Here is an 18,048-nt window from a genome sequence, read left to right as displayed (position 1 = left end):
AGCGTGAATGTTTAATCGTATTCGTATCTCGACCACACTTTTTCTGATTTTGATTGTTTGCGGCATTTTGCAGGTCGGTAGTAACGGGTTGTCGTTCTGGGCGTTTCGCGATGGCTATCAGCATCTGGAACAGCTCGAAAAGAGTAATTTGCAACGTAACACCCTGGCGCAAATGCGCACCACGATGTTACAGGCGGGTATCGCGCTGAACAAAGCGGGCACGCTGACCGCGCTGGCCTATCCGCCGGAAGATATTAAAGGGCTGATGGTTACGGCGCATAACAGTCTGCAACAGGCGCAGGACCAGCTGAAAACCTTCCTGGCGATTGACACGCTGTCAGCCGACGGCAAGGCGCTGAAAGAGCAGACCAAAACTGCGTTTGCGGCATGGCATGACGATTTAAGCCATCAGGCCACCTGGCTTGAAAATAACCAGCTGTCGGATTTTATGACCGCGCCGGTTGAGACCTCTCAGGCGGCTTTTGATAACAACTTTATGGCCTGGCAGAAGCATATCGACAGCTTCGTGGAGACCGCGAGCGTCGACGGGCAGAAAAATTACCATATGTCGGCGGCGATCTTTATCGCCGTGGTGATCATCGCCGCGATGCTGACCACCAGCGCGCTGTTCTGGTCACGCAAAATGATCGTGCAACCGCTGGCGATCATCAGCAGCCATTTCGACAGCATCGCCGCAGGGGATCTGGCGCGACCGGTCATGGTGTATGGCCGTAACGAAATCTCGGCAATTTTTGCCAGCCTGAAAAACATGCAGACCGCGCTGCGCGGCACCGTGACCGAAGTGCGTCACGGCAGCAACGCCATGCACACCGGCATCGCGGAGATCGCCGCCGGTAATAACGATCTCTCGGCGCGTACGGAACAGCAGGCCGCGTCGCTGGCGGAAACCGCCGCCAGTATGGAACAGCTGACCGCCACCGTCGGGCAGAACGCCGACAACGCCCGTCAGGCGTCAGGACTGGCGTCCAGCGCGGCAGAAACCGCGCGTAAAGGCGGCGAGCAAACGTCCCGTGTGGCGCAAACCATGCAGGATATTGCCGCCAGCTCGCAGAAAATCGGCGACATCATCAGCGTGATTGATGGTATTGCCTTCCAGACCAATATCCTTGCGCTGAACGCCGCCGTCGAAGCCGCGAGAGCAGGGGAACAGGGCCGCGGCTTTGCCGTGGTGGCAGGAGAAGTCCGTAATCTGGCAAGCCGCAGCGCGCAGGCGGCAAAAGAGATCAAAGGCCTGATTGAAGAATCAGTCTCCCGCGTACAGCAAGGCTCCGGGCTGGTGGGTACCGCCGCGCAGACCATGACGGACATTGTCCGATCCGTTACCCAGGTAAACGACATCATGGGCGAAATCGCGTCCGCGTCGGATGAACAACGCCGCGGGATCGAGCAGGTCGCCCTTGCTGTCAGCCAGATGGATCAGGTGACACAACAGAACGCCGCGCTGGTAGAAGAAGCGGCCGCCGCCACCGAACAACTGGCTAACCAGGCTGACCATCTGACATCGCTGGTCGCCGTATTTAAGCTCGATGAACACCATTCAACACCTGCTGGTGCACTGGCTGAAGCCGTGCCCGTTGTAACCTGAGAGTAATTAAGAAGGCGCTATGACCTCATCCACGCCCACCGGGCAAACATCGCTGCTGTTACAGATGACACAACGTCTGGCGTTGTCCGACACGCATTTTCGTCGGATATGTGAACTGATTTACCAGCGTGCAGGGATTGTACTGGCTGATCATAAGCGTGACATGGTTTACAACCGTCTCGTCCGTCGCCTCCGCGCGCTGGGCCTGGATGATTTTGGTCGCTATCTCAGCATGCTGGAGGCGAATCAGAGTAATGCTGAGTGGCAGGCGTTTATTAACTCCCTGACCACCAACCTGACGGCTTTTTTCCGGGAAGCTCACCACTTCCCGGTGCTGGCTGACCACGCCCGCAAACGCAGCGGGGAGTATCGCGTATGGTGCGCGGCGGCCTCCACCGGGGAAGAGCCGTACTCCATTGCCATCACCCTGGCGGATTCGCTCGGTATGGCGCCGGGGCGCTTTAAAGTGATCGCCAGCGACATCGATACCGAAGTGCTGGAGAAAGCCAAAAGCGGCATCTACCGCGTGGACGAACTGAAAACGCTGTCGCCCCAGCAGCTACAGCGTTATTTCATGCGCGGCACCGGACCGCATGAAGGGCTGGTGCGCGTCCGTCAGGAGTTGGCGAATTACATTGAATTCACCCCGCTTAACCTGCTCGCCAAACAGTACAACGTGCAGGGGCCGTTCGACTCGATTTTTTGTCGTAACGTAATGATTTATTTTGATAAAACGACTCAGCAGGACATTCTGCGTCGGTTTGCACCCTTGCTTAAGCCCGACGGATTACTCTTTGCCGGGCACTCGGAGAATTTTAGCAACCTCGCGCGTGAGTTCACCCTCCGTGGGCAGACTGTTTATGCGCTGAGTAAGGAAAAAGCATGAGTAAAATCAGGGTATTGTCCGTTGATGATTCCGCACTGATGCGCCAGATAATGACGGAAATCATCAATAGTCACAGCGATATGGAGATGGTGGCAACCGCGCCGGACCCGCTGGTGGCGAGGGATTTAATCAAAAAATTTAACCCCGATGTCCTGACGCTGGATGTTGAAATGCCGCGCATGGATGGGCTGGATTTTCTTGAAAAGCTGATGCGTCTGCGTCCGATGCCGGTGGTGATGGTTTCCTCATTAACCGGTAAGGGTTCAGAAGTGACGCTGCGTGCGCTGGAGCTGGGGGCGATTGATTTCGTCACCAAACCGCAGTTAGGGATCCGCGAAGGCATGCTGGCCTACAGCGAAATGATCGCTGAAAAAGTGCGTACCGCTTCCCGGGCGAAACTGGCGGCGCATACGCCGACGGCAGCGCCTGCCACCTTAAAAGCCGGGCCGCTGCTCAGTTCGGAAAAACTGCTGGTGATCGGCGCATCCACCGGCGGCACCGAGGCGATCCGTCATGTGCTGCAACCGCTGCCGCTTTCCAGCCCGGCGGTACTCATTACCCAGCATATGCCGCCGGGTTTTACCCGTTCTTTTGCCGAGCGTCTGAACAAGCTGTGCCAGATCACCGTGAAAGAAGCAGAGGACGGCGAGCGTGTATTGCCAGGACACGCCTATATTGCGCCCGGTGATCGGCACATGGAGCTGTCGCGCAGTGGGGCAAACTATCAAATTAAGATCCACGACGGCCCGGCGGTTAACCGCCATCGCCCGTCGGTGGACGTACTCTTTCATTCGGCGGCGAAGTTCGCGGGTCGTAATGCCGTGGGGGTGATCCTCACCGGTATGGGCAACGACGGCGCGGCCGGTATGTTAGCGATGCACCAGGCGGGCGCCTGGACCATTGCACAAAACGAAGCAAGTTGTGTGGTGTTCGGCATGCCGCGCGAGGCTATCAATATGGGTGGCGTTAGCGAAGTGGTCGATCTTAGCCAGGTAAGCCAGCAGATGCTGGCAAAAATCAGTGCCGGACAGGCAATACGTATTTAAAGAGGAGTGTAGTTTTATGGCGGACAAAGAGCTCAAGTTTCTGGTTGTGGATGACTTTTCCACCATGCGTCGCATCGTGCGCAACCTGCTGAAAGAGCTGGGTTTCAACAACGTCGAAGAAGCAGAAGATGGCGTTGACGCGCTGAATAAACTGCAGGCGGGTGGTTTCGGTTTTGTCATTTCTGACTGGAACATGCCGAACATGGACGGTCTGGAACTGTTAAAAACCATTCGTGCCAGCGGTAACATGGCGTCGCTTCCGGTGCTGATGGTCACGGCGGAAGCGAAAAAAGAGAACATCATTGCGGCCGCGCAGGCAGGCGCCAGCGGCTACGTGGTGAAACCGTTCACCGCTGCAACACTCGAAGAGAAACTTGGCAAGATCTTCGAGAAACTTGGCATGTGAGGGCAGGATAATGATGCATCAATCGCAGATTAAACCGGCAGACGAAAACGCTGCCGGAGACATTATCGCCCGCATCGGCAGCCTGACGCGTATGCTGCGTGACAGCCTGCGTGAGCTGGGTCTGGACCAGGCGATTGCCGAAGCGGCAGAAGCCATTCCGGATGCGCGCGACCGTCTTGACTACGTTGTGCAGATGACGGCCCAGGCCGCCGAACGTGCGCTGAACAGCGTTGAAGCCTCGCAGCCGCACCAGGACGCGATGGAATCCGGCGCGAAATCCCTGACCAAACGCTGGGATGAGTGGTTCGAGAATCCTATCGAGCTGACGGATGCCAAAGAACTGGTGAAAGATACACGTCAGTATCTGGGCGACGTGCCGGGTCATACCAGCTTCACCAACGCCCAGCTGCTCGACATCATGATGGCGCAGGATTTCCAGGATCTGACCGGTCAGGTGATCAAGCGCATGATGGATGTGATCCAGGAAATCGAGCGTCAGCTGCTGATGGTGCTGCTCGATAACATGCCGGAACCGGCAGCACGCGCCAAACGTGAAAACGACAGCCTGCTGAACGGTCCGCAACTGGACACCACCAAAGCAGGCGTCGTCGCCAGCCAGGATCAGGTCGACGACCTGCTGGACAGCCTCGGTTTCTGATCGACAATCCCGCTTTCCGCCTGCGCACTCCGGCAGGCGGGCAGTGGGGTTAATGGATTTGCCCTCCACCCTCTGCATTATCCCAATGCTGCGTGACACGCCGCAGGGTTCTTATCGCCTGAAAAAACCGCCTTTTAGTCGCGTTTATCTGCCCATTGCGGCGGCCTGTCTCTGGCATCATGCTACAAACCTATATCTCCGGAACTTCGGCTGTGTCAGAAGATAGCGACGACAAAACAGAAGCCCCCACACCCCAACGACTGGACAAGGCGCGTGAGGAAGGGCAGATCCCCCGATCCAAAGAACTGACGTCACTGCTGATTTTAGTGGTGGGCGTAAGTATCGTGTGGATTGGCGGAGAGTCGATCGCCCGACGGCTGGCGGGGCTACTGGCGTCAGGCTTGCGGTTTGACCACGGCATCATTAACGACCAGAAGCTGATCCTGGGCCAGGTGATTTTGCTGGTGAAAGAGGCGATTTATGCGCTGCTGCCGCTGATCACCGGGGTGGTGATCATTGCGCTGGTGTCGCCGGTGCTGCTCGGCGGGCTGATTTTCAGCACCAAATCCCTGGCGTTTAAATTTTCCAAACTCAATCCTATTACCGGTATCGGACGCCTGTTTTCCGCGCAGGTCGGGGCCGAGCTGCTGAAAGCCGTCCTTAAATCAGTGCTGATGGGCGGGGTCGCCGCACTCTATTTATGGAATAAGTGGCCAGAAATTATGCGTCTGGTCAGCGAAGCGCCGACCACGGCGATGAACAATGCCCTCGATCTGGTGGGCATGTGCGTGCTGCTGGTGGTGCTGAGCATTATCCCGATGGTCGGCTTTGACGTGGGCTTCCAGCTCTACAGCCACTTTAAGAAACTGCGCATGTCCCGTCAGGATATTCGCGATGAGTACAAACAGACCGAAGGCGACCCGCATGTGAAAGGGCGCATCCGGCAGATGCAGCGCGCCGCCGCGCGTCGTCGCATGATGGCTGATGTGCCGACGGCTGATGTCATCGTCACCAACCCGACGCACTACTCCGTGGCGCTGAAGTATGACGAAAACAAAATGAGCGCGCCGAAAGTGATCGCCAAAGGGGCAGGGCTGGTGGCCCTGCGCATCCGTGAAATTGGCAACGAAAACCGAATTCCCACCCTTGAAGCCCCTCCGCTGGCGCGTGCGCTCTATCGCCATGCGGAAATTGGTCAGCAGATCCCCGGCCAGCTTTATGCCGCCGTGGCGGAAGTGCTGGCCTGGGTATGGCAGCTGAAACGCTGGCGTCTGGCGGGGGGTACTGCACCTGTTAAACCTGCAAATCTTCCGGTGCCTGAAGCGCTGGATTTTATGAACGAGAAGGACACTGATGAATAATCTGGTGGCAAAGTTGCGTTTGCCTGGCAACATGAAGTCGATTCAATGGCAGATCCTTGCCGGACCGATCCTCATCATGCTTATTTTGTCGATGATGGTGCTGCCGCTTCCGGCGTTCATTCTTGACCTGTTATTTACGTTCAACATTGCGCTGTCGATCATGGTGCTGCTGGTGGCGATGTTCACCCAGCGTACGCTGGAGTTCGCTGCTTTCCCGACCATCCTGCTGTTCACCACCTTGCTGCGCCTGGCGCTGAACGTCGCCTCCACCCGTATCATCCTGATGGACGGACATACCGGCGGCGCGGCGGCGGGTAAAGTGGTTGAAGCCTTCGGTCACTTCCTCGTGGGCGGTAACTTCGCCATCGGTATCGTGGTGTTTATCATCCTTGTGATCATCAACTTTATGGTTATCACTAAAGGTGCCGGGCGTATTGCAGAAGTGGGCGCGCGCTTTGTACTGGACGGGATGCCGGGCAAACAGATGGCTATCGACGCCGATCTGAACGCCGGGTTGATTGGCGAAGAAGAGGCGAAAAAGCGCCGCTCTGAAGTTACCCAGGAAGCGGATTTTTACGGCTCAATGGACGGTGCGAGTAAATTCGTGCGCGGCGATGCCATCGCGGGCATCCTGATCATGGTGATTAACGTCATCGGCGGCCTGCTGGTGGGCGTGCTGCAACACGGTATGGATGTCGGTCATGCGGCGGAAGCATATACGCTGCTGACCATCGGTGATGGCCTGGTGGCGCAGATCCCGGCGCTGGTGATCTCCACCGCCGCGGGTGTCATTGTGACCCGCGTGGCTACGGATGAAGATGTGGGCCAGCAGATGGTGGGCCAGCTGTTCACCAATCCGAGCGTGATGGTGTTAAGCGCCGCGGTGCTGGGTCTGCTGGGCCTGGTGCCGGGGATGCCGAACTTTGTCTTCCTGCTGTTTACCGGCGCGTTACTGGGTCTCGCCTGGTGGCTGCGCGGCCGCCAGCAGCAGGCACCGGTGGAAGCCGCGCCTGTGAAGCTGCCGGAAAATACTCAGGCGGTGGAAGCAACCTGGGGCGATGTGCAACTGGAAGATCCATTGGGCATGGAGGTGGGTTATCGCCTGATCCCGATGGTGGATATGCAGCAGGATGGCGAGCTGTTAGGCCGTATCCGCAGTATCCGTAAGAAATTTGCGCAGGATATGGGCTTTCTGCCGCCAGTGGTGCATATCCGTGACAACATGGATCTGCCGCCCGCGCGTTACCGTATTCTGATGAAAGGGGTGGAGATCGGCAGCGGCGACGCCTATCCGGGCCGTTGGCTGGCGATTAACCCTGGCACCGCGGCGGGCACATTGCCGGGCGAGCAGACCGTCGATCCGGCCTTTGGCCTGGCGGCGATCTGGATCGAAAGCGCCCTGAAAGAGCAGGCGCAGATCCAGGGTTATACCGTGGTGGAAGCCAGCACCGTGGTGGCAACTCACCTTAACCATCTGATCGGACAATATTCATCTGAGCTGTTTGGCCGTCAGGAAGCGCAGCAACTGCTGGATCGTGTTACCCAGGAGATGCCTAAGCTGACGGAAGATCTGGTGCCGGGCGTGGTCACGCTCACCACGCTGCATAAAGTGCTGCAAAATCTGCTGGAAGAAAAAGTGCCGATCCGCGATATGCGCACCATTCTGGAAACCCTGGCGGAACATGCGCCGGTACAGAACGATCCCCATGAGCTGACGACGGTCGTGCGCGTGGCGCTGGGTCGCGCCATTACCCAGCAGTGGTTCCCCGGCAGCGGGGAAGTGCAGGTGATTGGTCTGGATACGCCCCTTGAACGTCTGCTGTTGCAGGCCCTGCAGGGCGGCGGCGGTCTGGAGCCGGGTCTGGCGGATCGCCTGCTGGCGCAAACCCAGGAAGCCCTGCAGCGTCAGGAGATGCTTGGCGCGCCGCCGGTATTGCTGGTCAACCATGCCCTGCGTCCGTTGCTGTCGCGCTTCCTGCGCCGCAGTCTGCCGCAGCTGGTGGTGCTGTCCAACATGGAGCTGTCGGATAACCGCAGCATCCGCATGACCGCCACCATCGGAGGCAAATAATGCGTCATCTTGCCTGGTTAATCGCCCTGCCGCTGTTCGCCCAGGCGGCGGGTGAGGGGGCGTGGCAGGCCAGCAGTATCGGCATCACGCTCAGTCACCGTGGGCAGGCGGCGTCATCGCAGCCGCTGTCCGCCCCGCAGCCTGCCAGCGGTCTGATGACGCTGGTGGCCTGGCGCTACGAACTTAACGGCCCGACCCCGGCGGGCCTGCTGGTGCGCCTGTGTTCGCAATCGCGCTGCGTGGAGCTGGACGGCGAAAGCGGTACGACCATGGGCTTCGCCAATGTTCCGGCGGCCGAGCCGTTACGCTTTATCTGGGAAGTGCCCGGCGGCGGCAGGCTAATCCCGGCGCTGAAAGTCAGCCGCAACGAAGTGATTGTTAACTACCGCTAAATGCCCGTCTTTTAACCCGCCACTGGTGATTTCTTCCGCAATCCGGTGGCTGGCTCTCATATTTTGGCCCCGCCTTTTGAACCGCGAGAAACACTGTTTTATAAATCAGTGACACGCATGATGAGACTCTTTGCATTTTTGCCAGTTGCGTCAGTACCCTGGCAGAAACAGAAAGGTTTCTCTCATCACATAATTCTACTTTAGCCGTGTAATGTTCCTTTCAGGCTACGCCAATTGCCTGAGAGCTCCCAATAACAAAAAGGGTTTGCGGCAATGAAGACACGTAAAATTGGACTGGCAAACTACCTGGCCTACGGCTCGGGTGACTTTCTTGGGGCGGGCACCACAGCGCTGACTGCGGCCTGGCTTCTGTACTTCTACACCACCTTCTGCGGCTTAACGCCTATCGAAGCCACCTTTATCTTTGCCACCGCAAGGGTACTGGACGCGGTGATCAGTCCGCTGATGGGCTTTTTAACCGATAACTTTGGTTCGACCTGGCTGGGTAAACGCTTCGGTCGTCGCAAGTTCTTTATCCTGCTTGGTATACCCGCCGTGTTCAGCTACTCCATTATGTGGGTCGGCGACATGGGATTCTGGTACTACCTGCTGACCTACCTGATTTTCGACATCGTCTACACCATGATCCTCGTGCCTTATGAAACCCTGGTGCCGGAGATGACCGACGATTTCAAACAGAAAACCAAATTCTCCGGCGCGCGTATCGGTATGGCGCAGATGTCCGCTATTCTGGCCTCCTTCCTGCCGGGCATTCTGTTAACCCATTTCGGTAAAGACAATCCGGTTTCCTTCTTTTACGCCAGCCTGGTGTTCTCGGTGCTGTGCGCGCTGATGCTCACCTTTGTCTGGTTCTTCACCTGGGAACGGCCGCGTGAAGACTGGACCGAAGCGGCGCTGCGTGCAGAAGAGGAGAAAAAACACCTTACTTTCGGCCAGAGCATGAGCCGTCTGTTTACGGAGTTAAGCTCCACCCTGCGCATCAAGATTTTCCGTCAGCACCTGGGCATGTACCTGGGCGGCTATATCGCGCAGGACGTCTTCAACGCCGTCTTTACTTACTATGTGGTGTTCGTGCTGATGCAGGATGCGTCAATGGCGTCGAACCTGCTGGGCACCATGGCGATCTTCCAGTTCATCGCGGTCATCATGATGATCCCGCTGTGTATCCGTTTCGGACCGGCGCCGTCTTATCGCATGGTGGTGGTGCTGTTCGGTCTCAGCTCTGTTTCATACGCCGTGCTTTATTACGCCGGGATGAGCGACATTTATTCGCTGTTGCTGCTGATTTCTGCGATTGCTGGTCTGGGACGTGGCGGCATCAACTACGTGCCGTGGAACACCTATACCTACATCGCTGACGTGGATGAGGTGATCACCGGGCAGCGTCGTGAAGGTATCTTCGCGGGCATCATGACCCTGACACGTAAAGCCTCCCAGGCGGGTGCGATTATGCTGGTGGGGATCATCATGCAGGCGTCCGGCTTTGTTTCTGGTCAGAAGACCCAGGTGGAATCTGTCAGCCATACCATTCTGATGATCCTCTGCTTCGGTACGGTGGCGGTGCTGCTGTGCGGCTTCCTGGTCTCACTGCGCTTCAAACTGAATCTGAAAACCCATAGCGTGCTGCGGGAAGAAACCGAAAAAATGCGCCAGACAGGCCGCGTGATGCCGGAAACCGTCACCCCGCAGGCGCGTGCAACCGTGGAAATGCTGGCGGGTATGCCGTTCGAATCCCTGTGGGGCAATAACAACATTGGCTATCTGAATCGCAATAAGCCAGCCCCGGGCTCTCTTAAAGCCCGCGCAGCGACTGAATACAATACTCAGGAGGTGAAGTAAATGATTGTTTATCCTGTCAAATATAGCCCTTTACTGCGACAGCCGGAGCGTTTTATCGCCCGGGATGAGCTGAAGGCACTGATCCAGAAAGTGACCCATAACCTGGTCAACATTCGGGATGAATCCGGTGAGTTTTTACTGCGATTAGATGACGGGCGCGTCATTGATACCAAAGGCTGGGCGGGCTGGGAGTGGACGCACGGTGTCGGTCTGTACGGGATCTGGCAGTACTACCAGCAGACCGGCGATCTGGCGATGCGCGATATTATCGATGCCTGGTTTGCCGACCGCTTTGCGGAAGGGGCGACCACCAAAAACGTCAACACCATGGCGCCGTTCCTGACGCTGGCGTACCGCTATGAGGAAAACCGTAATCCGGCCTATCTGCCGTGGCTGGAAAGCTGGGCGGAGTGGGCGATGCACGACATGCCGCGTACGGAACACGGCGGCATGCAGCACATCACCCTGGCAGAGGAAAATCATCAGCAGATGTGGGATGACACGCTGATGATGACCGTGCTGCCGCTGGCGAAAATCGGCAAGCTGCTGGATCGCCCGGCCTATGTGGAAGAGGCGGTGTATCAGTTCCTGCTGCACGTGCAGAACCTGATGGACAGGGAAACCGGGCTGTGGTTCCACGGCTGGAATTACGAAGGCAACCATAACTTTGCGAAAGCGCGCTGGGCGCGGGGCAACAGCTGGCTGACCATCGTCATCCCGGATTTCCTGGAGCTGGTGGATCTACCGGAAAACAACGCCGTGCGTCGTTATCTGGTGCAGGTGCTGAACGCGCAGGTGGCGGCGCTGGCGAAATGCCAGGATGACAGCGGCCTGTGGCATACGCTGCTCGACGATCCGCACTCTTATCTGGAGGCGTCAGCGACGGCAGGATTTGCCTACGGCATTCTGAAGGCGGTACGTAAGCGTTATATCAGCCAGGAATATGCAGAGGTGGCGGAGAAGGCCATTAAAGGTATCGTGAATAACATTTCGCCGGAAGGGGAGCTGTTGCAGACGTCGTTTGGTACCGGAATGGGATCGGATCTGGATTTTTACCGCAATATTCCGCGCACCTCCATGCCCTACGGCCAGGCGATGGCGATGTTATGCCTGACGGAGTATTTGCGGAAATACTTCTGAGGTTGTAGCCCCGGTAAGCCACGCGCCGCCGGGGAAAACGCCTGATGACGCTTCGCTTATCAGACCTGCAAAAATTAAACCCCGGCGAACCGGGGTTTTTTATTACATCCGCTCTACGGTTTCGATACCCAGGGTATCCAGACCCAGCTTCAGGGTTTTGGCCGTCAGCAGCGCCAGCTTCAGGCGGCTCTGGCGCGTGGTTTCGTTTTCCGCGCTCAGGATCGGGCAGTGCTCATAGAAGCCGGAGAACAGCCCCGCCAGATCGTACAGGTAAGTACACATCACGTGCGGCGTACCTTCGCGGGCGACCACGGTCAGCGTCTCTTCAAACTGCATCAGACGGGCGGCCAGCTGCACTTCGCGATCTTCAGTGAGGATCACCGGCGCGTCGCTCAGCGTGCTTTCATCCAGACCGGCCTTACGGAATACCGACAGCACGCGGGTGTAGGCATACTGCATGTAGGGCGCGGTGTTGCCCTCAAACGCCAGCATATTGTCCCAGTCGAAGATATAGTCGGTGGTACGGCTCTTGGAGAGATCCGCGTATTTCACCGCGCCGATACCCACGGCGTTGGCCAGTTTTTCCAGCTCGTCCGCCGGCATGTCCGGGTTTTTCTCCGCGACCAGACGACGCGCGCGCTCCAGCGCTTCATCCAGCAGATCCGCCAGCTTCACCGTGCCGCCCGCGCGGGTTTTAAACGGCTTGCCGTCTTTGCCGAGCATCATGCCGAACATATGGTGTTCCAGCGGCACGCTGTCCGGCACGTAACCGGCTTTACGCACGATGGTCCACGCCTGCATCAGGTGCTGGTGCTGACGGGAGTCGATGTAATAGAGCACGCGATCCGCATGCAGGGTTTCATAGCGGTATTTCGCGCAGGCGATATCCGTGGTGGTGTAGAGGTAGCCGCCATCCTTTTTCTGGATGATGACGCCCATCGGCTCGCCTTCTTTATTTTTATACTCGTCAAGGAAGACCACGGTTGCGCCTTCGCTTTCCACCGCCAGACCTTTCTCTTTCAGATCGGCCACGATACCCGGCAGCATCGGGTTGTACAGGCTTTCGCCCATCACGTCTTTGCGGGTCAGGGTCACGTTCAGACGCTCGTAGGTGATCTGATTCTGCGTCATGGTGATGTCCACCAGCTTGCGCCACATCTCACGGCAGTATTCATCGCCGCTTTGCAGCTTCACCACGTAGTTACGCGCGCGCTCGGCAAAGGCGGCGTCGGCGTCGTAATGGGTCTTGGCGGCGCGGTAGAACTCTTCCAGATCCGCCAGCGCCATTTCACCGGCGTTTTCCTGCTGCTTCAGCTCCAGGAAGGCGATCAGCATGCCGAACTGGGTGCCCCAGTCGCCGACGTGGTTCGCGCGAATGACGTTATGGCCGAGGAACTCCAGCGTGCGCACCGAGGCATCGCCGATAATGGTTGAACGCAGGTGACCGACGTGCATCTCTTTGGCGACGTTAGGCGCGGAGTAATCGACCACCACGGTTTGCGGCTCAGGGCGGGAAACGCCGAGGCGATCGGAGGCCAGCGCCTGATCCACCTGGGCCGCCAGAAACGCAGGCTCAAGGAAAATGTTGATAAAGCCAGGTCCGGCGATTTCCACTTTGCCGGCAATGCCGCTGAGATCGAGATGAGTCAGCACCTGCTCTGCAACTTGTCGTGGGGGCATACCCAGTTTTTTAGCAACTGCCATCACGCCGTTAGCCTGATAGTCGCCAAACTGTACTTTTGCTGACTGACGAACCTGGGGTTCGCAATCCGCAGGCGCGCCTGCGGCAATCAGTGCCTGACTGACTTTTTCTGAGAGAAGAGCCTGAATATTCACCGTGATACCTTTGGTTAATGGCGCAGCGCGTAAGGGCTGGCTGCGCCCGGATGTTGATCATCAAAGGCGGGAGTATACTGCAATTGGCCCGTGCCGTCAGCCCTGCGACCGGGTGCGGAATGCGCAAATAAATCGCCGCAGATCCATGAATAATCATTCAGTTGCGCCTGCTGTGAATCAGCGGTTGGTAAGCCAGCGGCAACAGGGTAAATTAGCGGTTTTGCGACCCGTGAAAGGCACTGACGATGGCACACTGGCAGACAATTGATGAACTGCATGATATTTCCGCGGATTTACCGCGCTTCACCCTGGCGTTAACAGAACTTGCCACCCGGCTCGGTCTGGATATCGCCCCCCTTGATGCCGATCACATTTCCCTGCGCTGTCATCAGAACGCCACTGCTGAACGCTGGCGGACGGGCCTTGAGCAGTGCGGCGAGTTACTCAGCGAAACGCTGATCAACGGACGCCCCATCTGCCTGTTTAAGCTGCACGAACCGATGACGGTAGCGCACTGGCAGTTTAAGGTGGTGGAGCTGCCGTGGCCCGGCGAAAAACGCTATCCCCATGAGGGCTGGGAGCATATCGAAATCGTCCTGCCCGGCGATCCGCAAAGCCTTAACGCCCGTGCGCTGGCGCTACTGGCGGACGAGGGCCTGAGCCAGCCGGGCATTGTTGTGAAAACCAGTTCGCCAAAAGGGGAGCGCGAGCGTCTGCCGAATCCGACGCTGGCGGTCAGCGACGGCAAGGTGACGATCAAATTCCATCCCTGGTCGATTGAGGAGATCGTCGCCAGCGAGCATTAATCACAGCGTTTAAGGAGAAAACCGTGGCATTACTGGAAATCTGTTGTTACAGCGAGGCGTGCGCGATCGTTGCCGAACAGCACGGCGCGGATCGTATTGAACTGTGCGCCGCGCCGAAAGAGGGCGGGCTGACCGTCTCGTACGGCGTGTTAAAACGCGTGCGGGAAAGCGTGTCTATTCCGGTGCATCCGATTGTGCGTCCGCGGGGCGGGGATTTTTGCTACAGCGAGGCGGAATTCAGCGCCATGCTGGAAGACATCCGTTTCATCAAATCGCTGGGCTATCCGGGCGTGGTCACCGGCGTGCTGGACGAGGACGCCAACGTCGATTTGCCGCGGATGCGGCAAATAATGGCTGCTGCCGGAGAGATGGCGGTAACTTTTCATCGTGCATTTGATATGTGCCAGAACCCCATCGAAGCTTTTGAAAAGCTGGCGGATTCAGGCGTGGCGCGCGTCCTTACGTCGGGTCAGCAGGCGTCGGCGGAGCAAGGACTTTCATTTATTACGGAACTAAAAGCACACTCCCGTGTTCCAATCATTATGGCCGGTGCTGGCGTTCGCCCTTCCAACCTTGAACTGTTTCTCGACGCGGGTATCGCGGAGGTTCACAGTTCAGCGGGAAGATGGACGCCGTCACCAATGCGTTATCGTCATTCAGGATTGTCGATGTCTTCGGATGCCAGCGCGGATGAGTATTCCCGTTATGGCGTTGATGGCGACGCGGTTTCTGAGATGAAAGCGATGATCGCCCGTCATCGCCTTCGTTAACCCTTTTTACCGCGCATCATGTCGCCCAATGTGATGCTTGCTTGTACCAGGCCCCTGCAATTTCAACAGGGGCCTTTTTTTATCTTTTTCCTGCCTGTTTCGGCCTGCCACTGCGTTGGCTTTCCTCGCGCACCCCGGTCACTTACTTATGTAAGCTCCCGGGGATTTGCTGCGTCGCCGCCTTGTTGCAAACCGAACCCGTTTGGAAAAAGATGTAAAGTTAACGTGTAGGCCCGGCAAGCCTGCGCCGCCGGGCAAGCGTCCGACACAAGATCACGGTTTGCGGGCAATCAATACCGCGCGCTGCGGCGCAGGGTAACCTTCCACCGTTTTGCTTACATCACGAGGATCGAGGAATTCCGCCAGGGATTCGGTGATCATCCAGTCGGTGCGGCGCTGCTCCTCAATGGAGGTCACGCTGACGTCGGCGATACGCACATCCACAAAGCCGCATTTTTCCAGCCAGTTTTTCAGCGCCAGCGCCGACGGGATAAAGTAGACGTTACGCATCTGCGCATAACGATCCCCCGGCACCAGCACGGCGTTTTCATCCCCTTCGATGACCAGGGTTTCCAGCACCAGCTCGCCCTCTTTCACCAGCTGATCTTTCAGCTGCCACAGATGCTCCAGCGGGGAGCGGCGATGATAAAGCACGCCCATCGAGAACACGGTGTCAAAAGCGTTCAGCGCCGGTAGCTGCTCAATGCCCAGCGGCAGCAGATGTGCGCGCTGATCGTTGCCCAGCAGTTTACGCACCGCTTCGAACTGGCATAAAAAGAGCTGCATCGGATCGATACCCACCGCCAGATGCGCCCCCGCGCCGATCATGCGCCACAGGTGATAACCGCTGCCACAGCCGACATCCAGAATGGTGCGCCCGGTCAGATCCGACAGATGCGGCAGTACCCGATCCCATTTCCAGTCGGAGCGCCATTCGGTATTGATATCCACGCCGTAGAGGGAAAATGGCCCTTTGCGCCACGGCATCAGATTGCGCAGCAGCGTTTCGATGCGTCTGATTTGACCGTCGCTTAAGGGCGTCTCGCTTTCGGCGGTGACGCTGTGCAGCAGATCCAGCCGGTAAGGGGTCATTTCCGGCAGAAACTCAACGGCGTTATTCCACTGTTTAAACTGGCCGTGCAGGGCATCGCGCTGCCAGCTGGCGATCTGCGCGGGCAGGGTTTCCAGCCAGTGGGAGAGATGATTTTTGGCGATAAGCTGATAAAAATTGCCGAAGTCGATCATTGCGCATCCCCGGCTTTCAGCGCCACCAGCGAACCAAAGTTAAAGCACTGGAACCAGAGCTCGCTGTGTTCAAAACCGGCTTTGCGCAGGCGTGCTTTGTGCGTCTCCACCGAGTCCGTCAGCATGACGTTTTCCAGCATGCTGCGCTTCTGGCTGATTTCCAGCTCGCTGTAGCCATTAGCACGCTTGAAGTCGTGATGCATATTGAACAGCAGCTCGCCGACCTGGGCATCTTCAAAGCTGAACTTTTCCGACAGCACCAGCGCGCCGCCAGGGACGAGGCCCTGATAAATGTTGTCCAGCAAAGCCTGGCGCTCAGCAGGTTCAAGGAATTGCAGGGTGAAATTCAGCACCACCATTGAGGCGTTTTCGATACGCACCGCGCGGATGTCGCCTTCCACAACCTCTACCGGCGTCGGCGCTTTGAAGGCTTCAATATGGCGGCGGCAGCGTTCGATCATCGCCGGTGAATTATCCACGGCAATGATTTTGCAGCCCTCATGGGCGATATTACGGCGGACAGACAAGGTGGCCGCGCCCAGAGAACAGCCCAGATCGTAGACCTGGGTATCCGGCGTGACGAAACGCCCGGCCAGCATGCCGATCATGGAGATGATATTCGAGTAGCCCGGAACGGAGCGCTGGATCATATCCGGGAAGACTTCGGCTACCCGTTCATCAAATGTCCAGTCGCCCAGGCTGGCGATTGGCGCAGAAAAAAGCGTGTCGCGGTGAGGCATAACGTAAAAATCCGAGAAAACAAAAGTGGCGTATTGTGCGCTAATGCAGGGAGAAAACCAACTCCCAGGGCATATACCACAGGTTAGCCAGCACCAGCAGGATCAGCGCGCACCAGGTGGCGCTCATGGCAGAACGACGCCAGAAAAGCAGATGGTGGTGCAACCCGTAGTAATGCATCAGCCGCCCGATAACCAGCAGCAGGCCGCAAAAATGTACCATCCAGGTTTCTGCGCCGTTCATTTCCATAAACAGCAGCAGGATCAGGGCGGCGGGGAGGTACTCCACCGCATTGCCATGAATACGGATCGCCGTTTGCAGTTCGCTAAAACCGCCGTCACCCAAAGAGACGCGGTACTGCATGCGTAACCGTACAACATCCATGGAAAACTTCATCAACAGCAAAACGCTCAGCACGGCATACAGCGCGCTAACCATAACAACTCCGTTAAAGGTACAAAGATGGCACACCTCTATGATAGCGCGACTGCTTCAGAAAAGAGAGGATTGTTGTGGAATTGAGGGCGCGGCGCCGACGGACGGCATGGCCGCGCGCAGAGACGACCAGAGGATGTCCACCAGTTCCGGGGCCTGGGCAATATCCGGCGTGTGTAAAAACAGCCAGGGCGTGCTGCTTTGCTCCCACAGCGGCAGCTTTTGCAGCCAGACGTCGAACAGCGCGCGGTTTTGCGCCATGTCGTCGCTGCCGATAAAGCGCACCATGGGATCCTGCGCGGTGACTACCGCGTGCACCGGCAGCTTTGGCTTTTTCCGCTGGGCGTCAATAATCGCCTGGTTACTCGGGATCGCGCTGTGCACCGGTCGGCTGTCTAAAATCACCCGGTTAACGCCACGCATATGCAGGCCACGGTTAAGCTGCGTTTCTGCTTCGCCTTTGGCGAAAAATTCCCCATGCCGCACTTCCACGCCATAGGTAAAGGTTTTCGGCAGGCCATCCAGAAATTCCCACAGGGCAGGTAATGCCTGCGGGCCAAAAGTCGCCGGAAGCTGCAGCCAGAACTGTCCCATACGATCGGCAAGAGGGGACAGGCGGGTGAAGAATTCCTGGGTTAAATCGTCGCAGTTGCGCAGCGCCGCCTGGTGGGAAATGGTGGCCGGAAATTTAAAGCAGAAGCGAAAATCATCATGAGTCTGCTCGCGCCAGCGGGCGACAATCTCCGCTTTCGGCAGGGCGTAGAGGGTGGTGTTACCCTCCACGCAGTTGAC

The 18,048-nt window shown here is 57.5% G+C and carries 17 protein-coding genes; 12 read left to right on the top strand and 5 right to left on the bottom strand.

Annotated elements, in window-relative coordinates:
* Window positions 1-7 precede the first annotated feature (7 nt).
* The 10 genes from tap to QRD42_RS16440 all read left to right on the top strand — a co-directional run bounded on the left by tap (window position 8) and on the right by QRD42_RS16440 (window position 11,426).
* Window positions 8-1,606, top strand: a complete 1,599-nt coding sequence (gene tap, locus QRD42_RS16485) for a methyl-accepting chemotaxis protein IV (protein ID WP_318364206.1) — start codon at window positions 8-10, stop codon at window positions 1,604-1,606.
* A 19-nt stretch (window positions 1,607-1,625) separates the two neighbouring features.
* Complete coding sequence (cheR, locus tag QRD42_RS16480) at window positions 1,626-2,492, top strand: protein-glutamate O-methyltransferase CheR (protein WP_072568865.1); 867 nt, start codon at window positions 1,626-1,628, stop codon at window positions 2,490-2,492.
* A complete protein-coding gene (gene cheB, locus QRD42_RS16475) occupies window positions 2,489-3,538 on the top strand; it encodes a protein-glutamate methylesterase/protein glutamine deamidase (RefSeq protein ID WP_321987639.1) in 1,050 nt (349 codons plus the stop codon). Before cheR ends, cheB begins: the two co-directional genes overlap by 4 nt.
* Window positions 3,539-3,554: 16 nt before the next feature.
* A complete protein-coding gene (gene cheY, locus QRD42_RS16470; RefSeq protein ID WP_072568863.1) occupies window positions 3,555-3,944 on the top strand; it encodes a chemotaxis response regulator CheY in 390 nt (129 codons plus the stop codon).
* A 13-nt stretch (window positions 3,945-3,957) separates the two neighbouring features.
* Entirely contained in the window at window positions 3,958-4,602 is a 645-nt protein-coding gene (cheZ, locus tag QRD42_RS16465; RefSeq protein ID WP_072568862.1) for a protein phosphatase CheZ, read from the top strand.
* 212 nt (window positions 4,603-4,814) lie between these two features.
* Window positions 4,815-5,963: a flagellar biosynthesis protein FlhB gene (gene flhB / locus QRD42_RS16460; RefSeq protein ID WP_321987638.1), complete on the top strand. Its 1,149-nt coding sequence runs from the start codon at window positions 4,815-4,817 to the stop codon at window positions 5,961-5,963.
* Window positions 5,956-8,034, top strand: a complete 2,079-nt coding sequence (gene flhA, locus QRD42_RS16455) for a flagellar biosynthesis protein FlhA (protein ID WP_072568860.1) — start codon at window positions 5,956-5,958, stop codon at window positions 8,032-8,034. The genes flhB and flhA overlap by 8 nt, the downstream gene beginning before the upstream one ends.
* A complete protein-coding gene (gene flhE / locus QRD42_RS16450; protein ID WP_072568859.1) occupies window positions 8,034-8,426 on the top strand; it encodes a flagellar protein FlhE in 393 nt (130 codons plus the stop codon). Before flhA ends, flhE begins: the two co-directional genes overlap by 1 nt.
* Before the next feature lie 273 nt (window positions 8,427-8,699).
* Window positions 8,700-10,286, top strand: a complete 1,587-nt coding sequence (locus QRD42_RS16445) for an MFS transporter (RefSeq protein ID WP_072568858.1) — start codon at window positions 8,700-8,702, stop codon at window positions 10,284-10,286.
* Window positions 10,287-11,426, top strand: coding sequence for a glycoside hydrolase family 105 protein (locus QRD42_RS16440; RefSeq protein WP_321987637.1), 1,140 nt, complete (start codon window positions 10,287-10,289; stop codon window positions 11,424-11,426). It abuts the gene before it with no gap.
* Between the two features lie 102 nt (window positions 11,427-11,528).
* On the opposite strand, the gene argS is transcribed toward QRD42_RS16440, so the two are convergent.
* On the bottom strand, window positions 11,529-13,262 hold the full coding sequence (argS, locus tag QRD42_RS16435) for an arginine--tRNA ligase (protein WP_321987636.1): 1,734 nt from the start codon (window positions 13,260-13,262) through the stop codon (window positions 11,529-11,531).
* 245 nt (window positions 13,263-13,507) lie between these two features.
* Here argS and QRD42_RS16430 point away from each other — a divergent pair, with 245 nt between their 5' ends.
* Window positions 13,508-14,068, top strand: a complete 561-nt coding sequence (locus QRD42_RS16430) for a VOC family protein (RefSeq protein WP_321987635.1) — start codon at window positions 13,508-13,510, stop codon at window positions 14,066-14,068.
* A 23-nt stretch (window positions 14,069-14,091) separates the two neighbouring features.
* Window positions 14,092-14,838: a copper homeostasis protein CutC gene (cutC, locus tag QRD42_RS16425; protein WP_321987634.1), complete on the top strand. Its 747-nt coding sequence runs from the start codon at window positions 14,092-14,094 to the stop codon at window positions 14,836-14,838.
* Between the two features lie 273 nt (window positions 14,839-15,111).
* On the opposite strand, the gene cmoB is transcribed toward cutC, so the two are convergent.
* The 4 genes from cmoB to QRD42_RS16405 all read right to left on the bottom strand — a co-directional run.
* Complete coding sequence (cmoB, locus tag QRD42_RS16420; protein WP_321987633.1) at window positions 15,112-16,083, bottom strand: tRNA 5-methoxyuridine(34)/uridine 5-oxyacetic acid(34) synthase CmoB; 972 nt, start codon at window positions 16,081-16,083, stop codon at window positions 15,112-15,114.
* Window positions 16,080-16,823, bottom strand: coding sequence for a carboxy-S-adenosyl-L-methionine synthase CmoA (gene cmoA / locus QRD42_RS16415; RefSeq protein ID WP_072568852.1), 744 nt, complete (start codon window positions 16,821-16,823; stop codon window positions 16,080-16,082). The genes cmoB and cmoA overlap by 4 nt, the downstream gene beginning before the upstream one ends.
* A gap of 40 nt (window positions 16,824-16,863) precedes the next feature.
* Window positions 16,864-17,259: an MAPEG family protein gene (locus tag QRD42_RS16410; RefSeq protein ID WP_072568851.1), complete on the bottom strand. Its 396-nt coding sequence runs from the start codon at window positions 17,257-17,259 to the stop codon at window positions 16,864-16,866.
* 54 nt (window positions 17,260-17,313) lie between these two features.
* Window positions 17,314-18,048 (bottom strand): DUF72 domain-containing protein (locus tag QRD42_RS16405; RefSeq protein ID WP_321987632.1); only part of this gene is annotated, 735 nt, incomplete at its 5' end.

Origin of the sequence: Enterobacter sp. PGRG2 (assembly GCF_030291195.1) — a bacterium.
Lineage (GTDB): Bacteria > Pseudomonadota > Gammaproteobacteria > Enterobacterales > Enterobacteriaceae > Enterobacter_D.
This window is presented reverse-complemented; position numbering and strand designations above follow the sequence as displayed.

Bases quoted from the DNA above. Each gene is read 5' to 3' on its own strand.
- tap (WP_318364206.1), top strand. From the start codon at position 8: ATGTTTAATCGTATTCGTATCTCGACCACACTTTTTCTGATTTTGATT.
- cheR (WP_072568865.1), top strand. From the start codon at position 1,626: ATGACCTCATCCACGCCCACCGGGCAAACATCGCTGCTGTTACAGATG.
- cheB (WP_321987639.1), top strand. From the start codon at position 2,489: ATGAGTAAAATCAGGGTATTGTCCGTTGATGATTCCGCACTGATGCGC.
- cheY (WP_072568863.1), top strand. From the start codon at position 3,555: ATGGCGGACAAAGAGCTCAAGTTTCTGGTTGTGGATGACTTTTCCACC.
- cheZ (WP_072568862.1), top strand. From the start codon at position 3,958: ATGCATCAATCGCAGATTAAACCGGCAGACGAAAACGCTGCCGGAGAC.
- flhA (WP_072568860.1), top strand. From the start codon at position 5,956: ATGAATAATCTGGTGGCAAAGTTGCGTTTGCCTGGCAACATGAAGTCG.
- flhE (WP_072568859.1), top strand. From the start codon at position 8,034: ATGCGTCATCTTGCCTGGTTAATCGCCCTGCCGCTGTTCGCCCAGGCG.
- QRD42_RS16445 (WP_072568858.1), top strand. From the start codon at position 8,700: ATGAAGACACGTAAAATTGGACTGGCAAACTACCTGGCCTACGGCTCG.
- QRD42_RS16440 (WP_321987637.1), top strand. From the start codon at position 10,287: ATGATTGTTTATCCTGTCAAATATAGCCCTTTACTGCGACAGCCGGAG.
- QRD42_RS16430 (WP_321987635.1), top strand. From the start codon at position 13,508: ATGGCACACTGGCAGACAATTGATGAACTGCATGATATTTCCGCGGAT.
- cmoB (WP_321987633.1), bottom strand. From the start codon at position 16,083: ATGATCGACTTCGGCAATTTTTATCAGCTTATCGCCAAAAATCATCTC.
- cmoA (WP_072568852.1), bottom strand. From the start codon at position 16,823: ATGCCTCACCGCGACACGCTTTTTTCTGCGCCAATCGCCAGCCTGGGC.
- QRD42_RS16410 (WP_072568851.1), bottom strand. From the start codon at position 17,259: ATGGTTAGCGCGCTGTATGCCGTGCTGAGCGTTTTGCTGTTGATGAAG.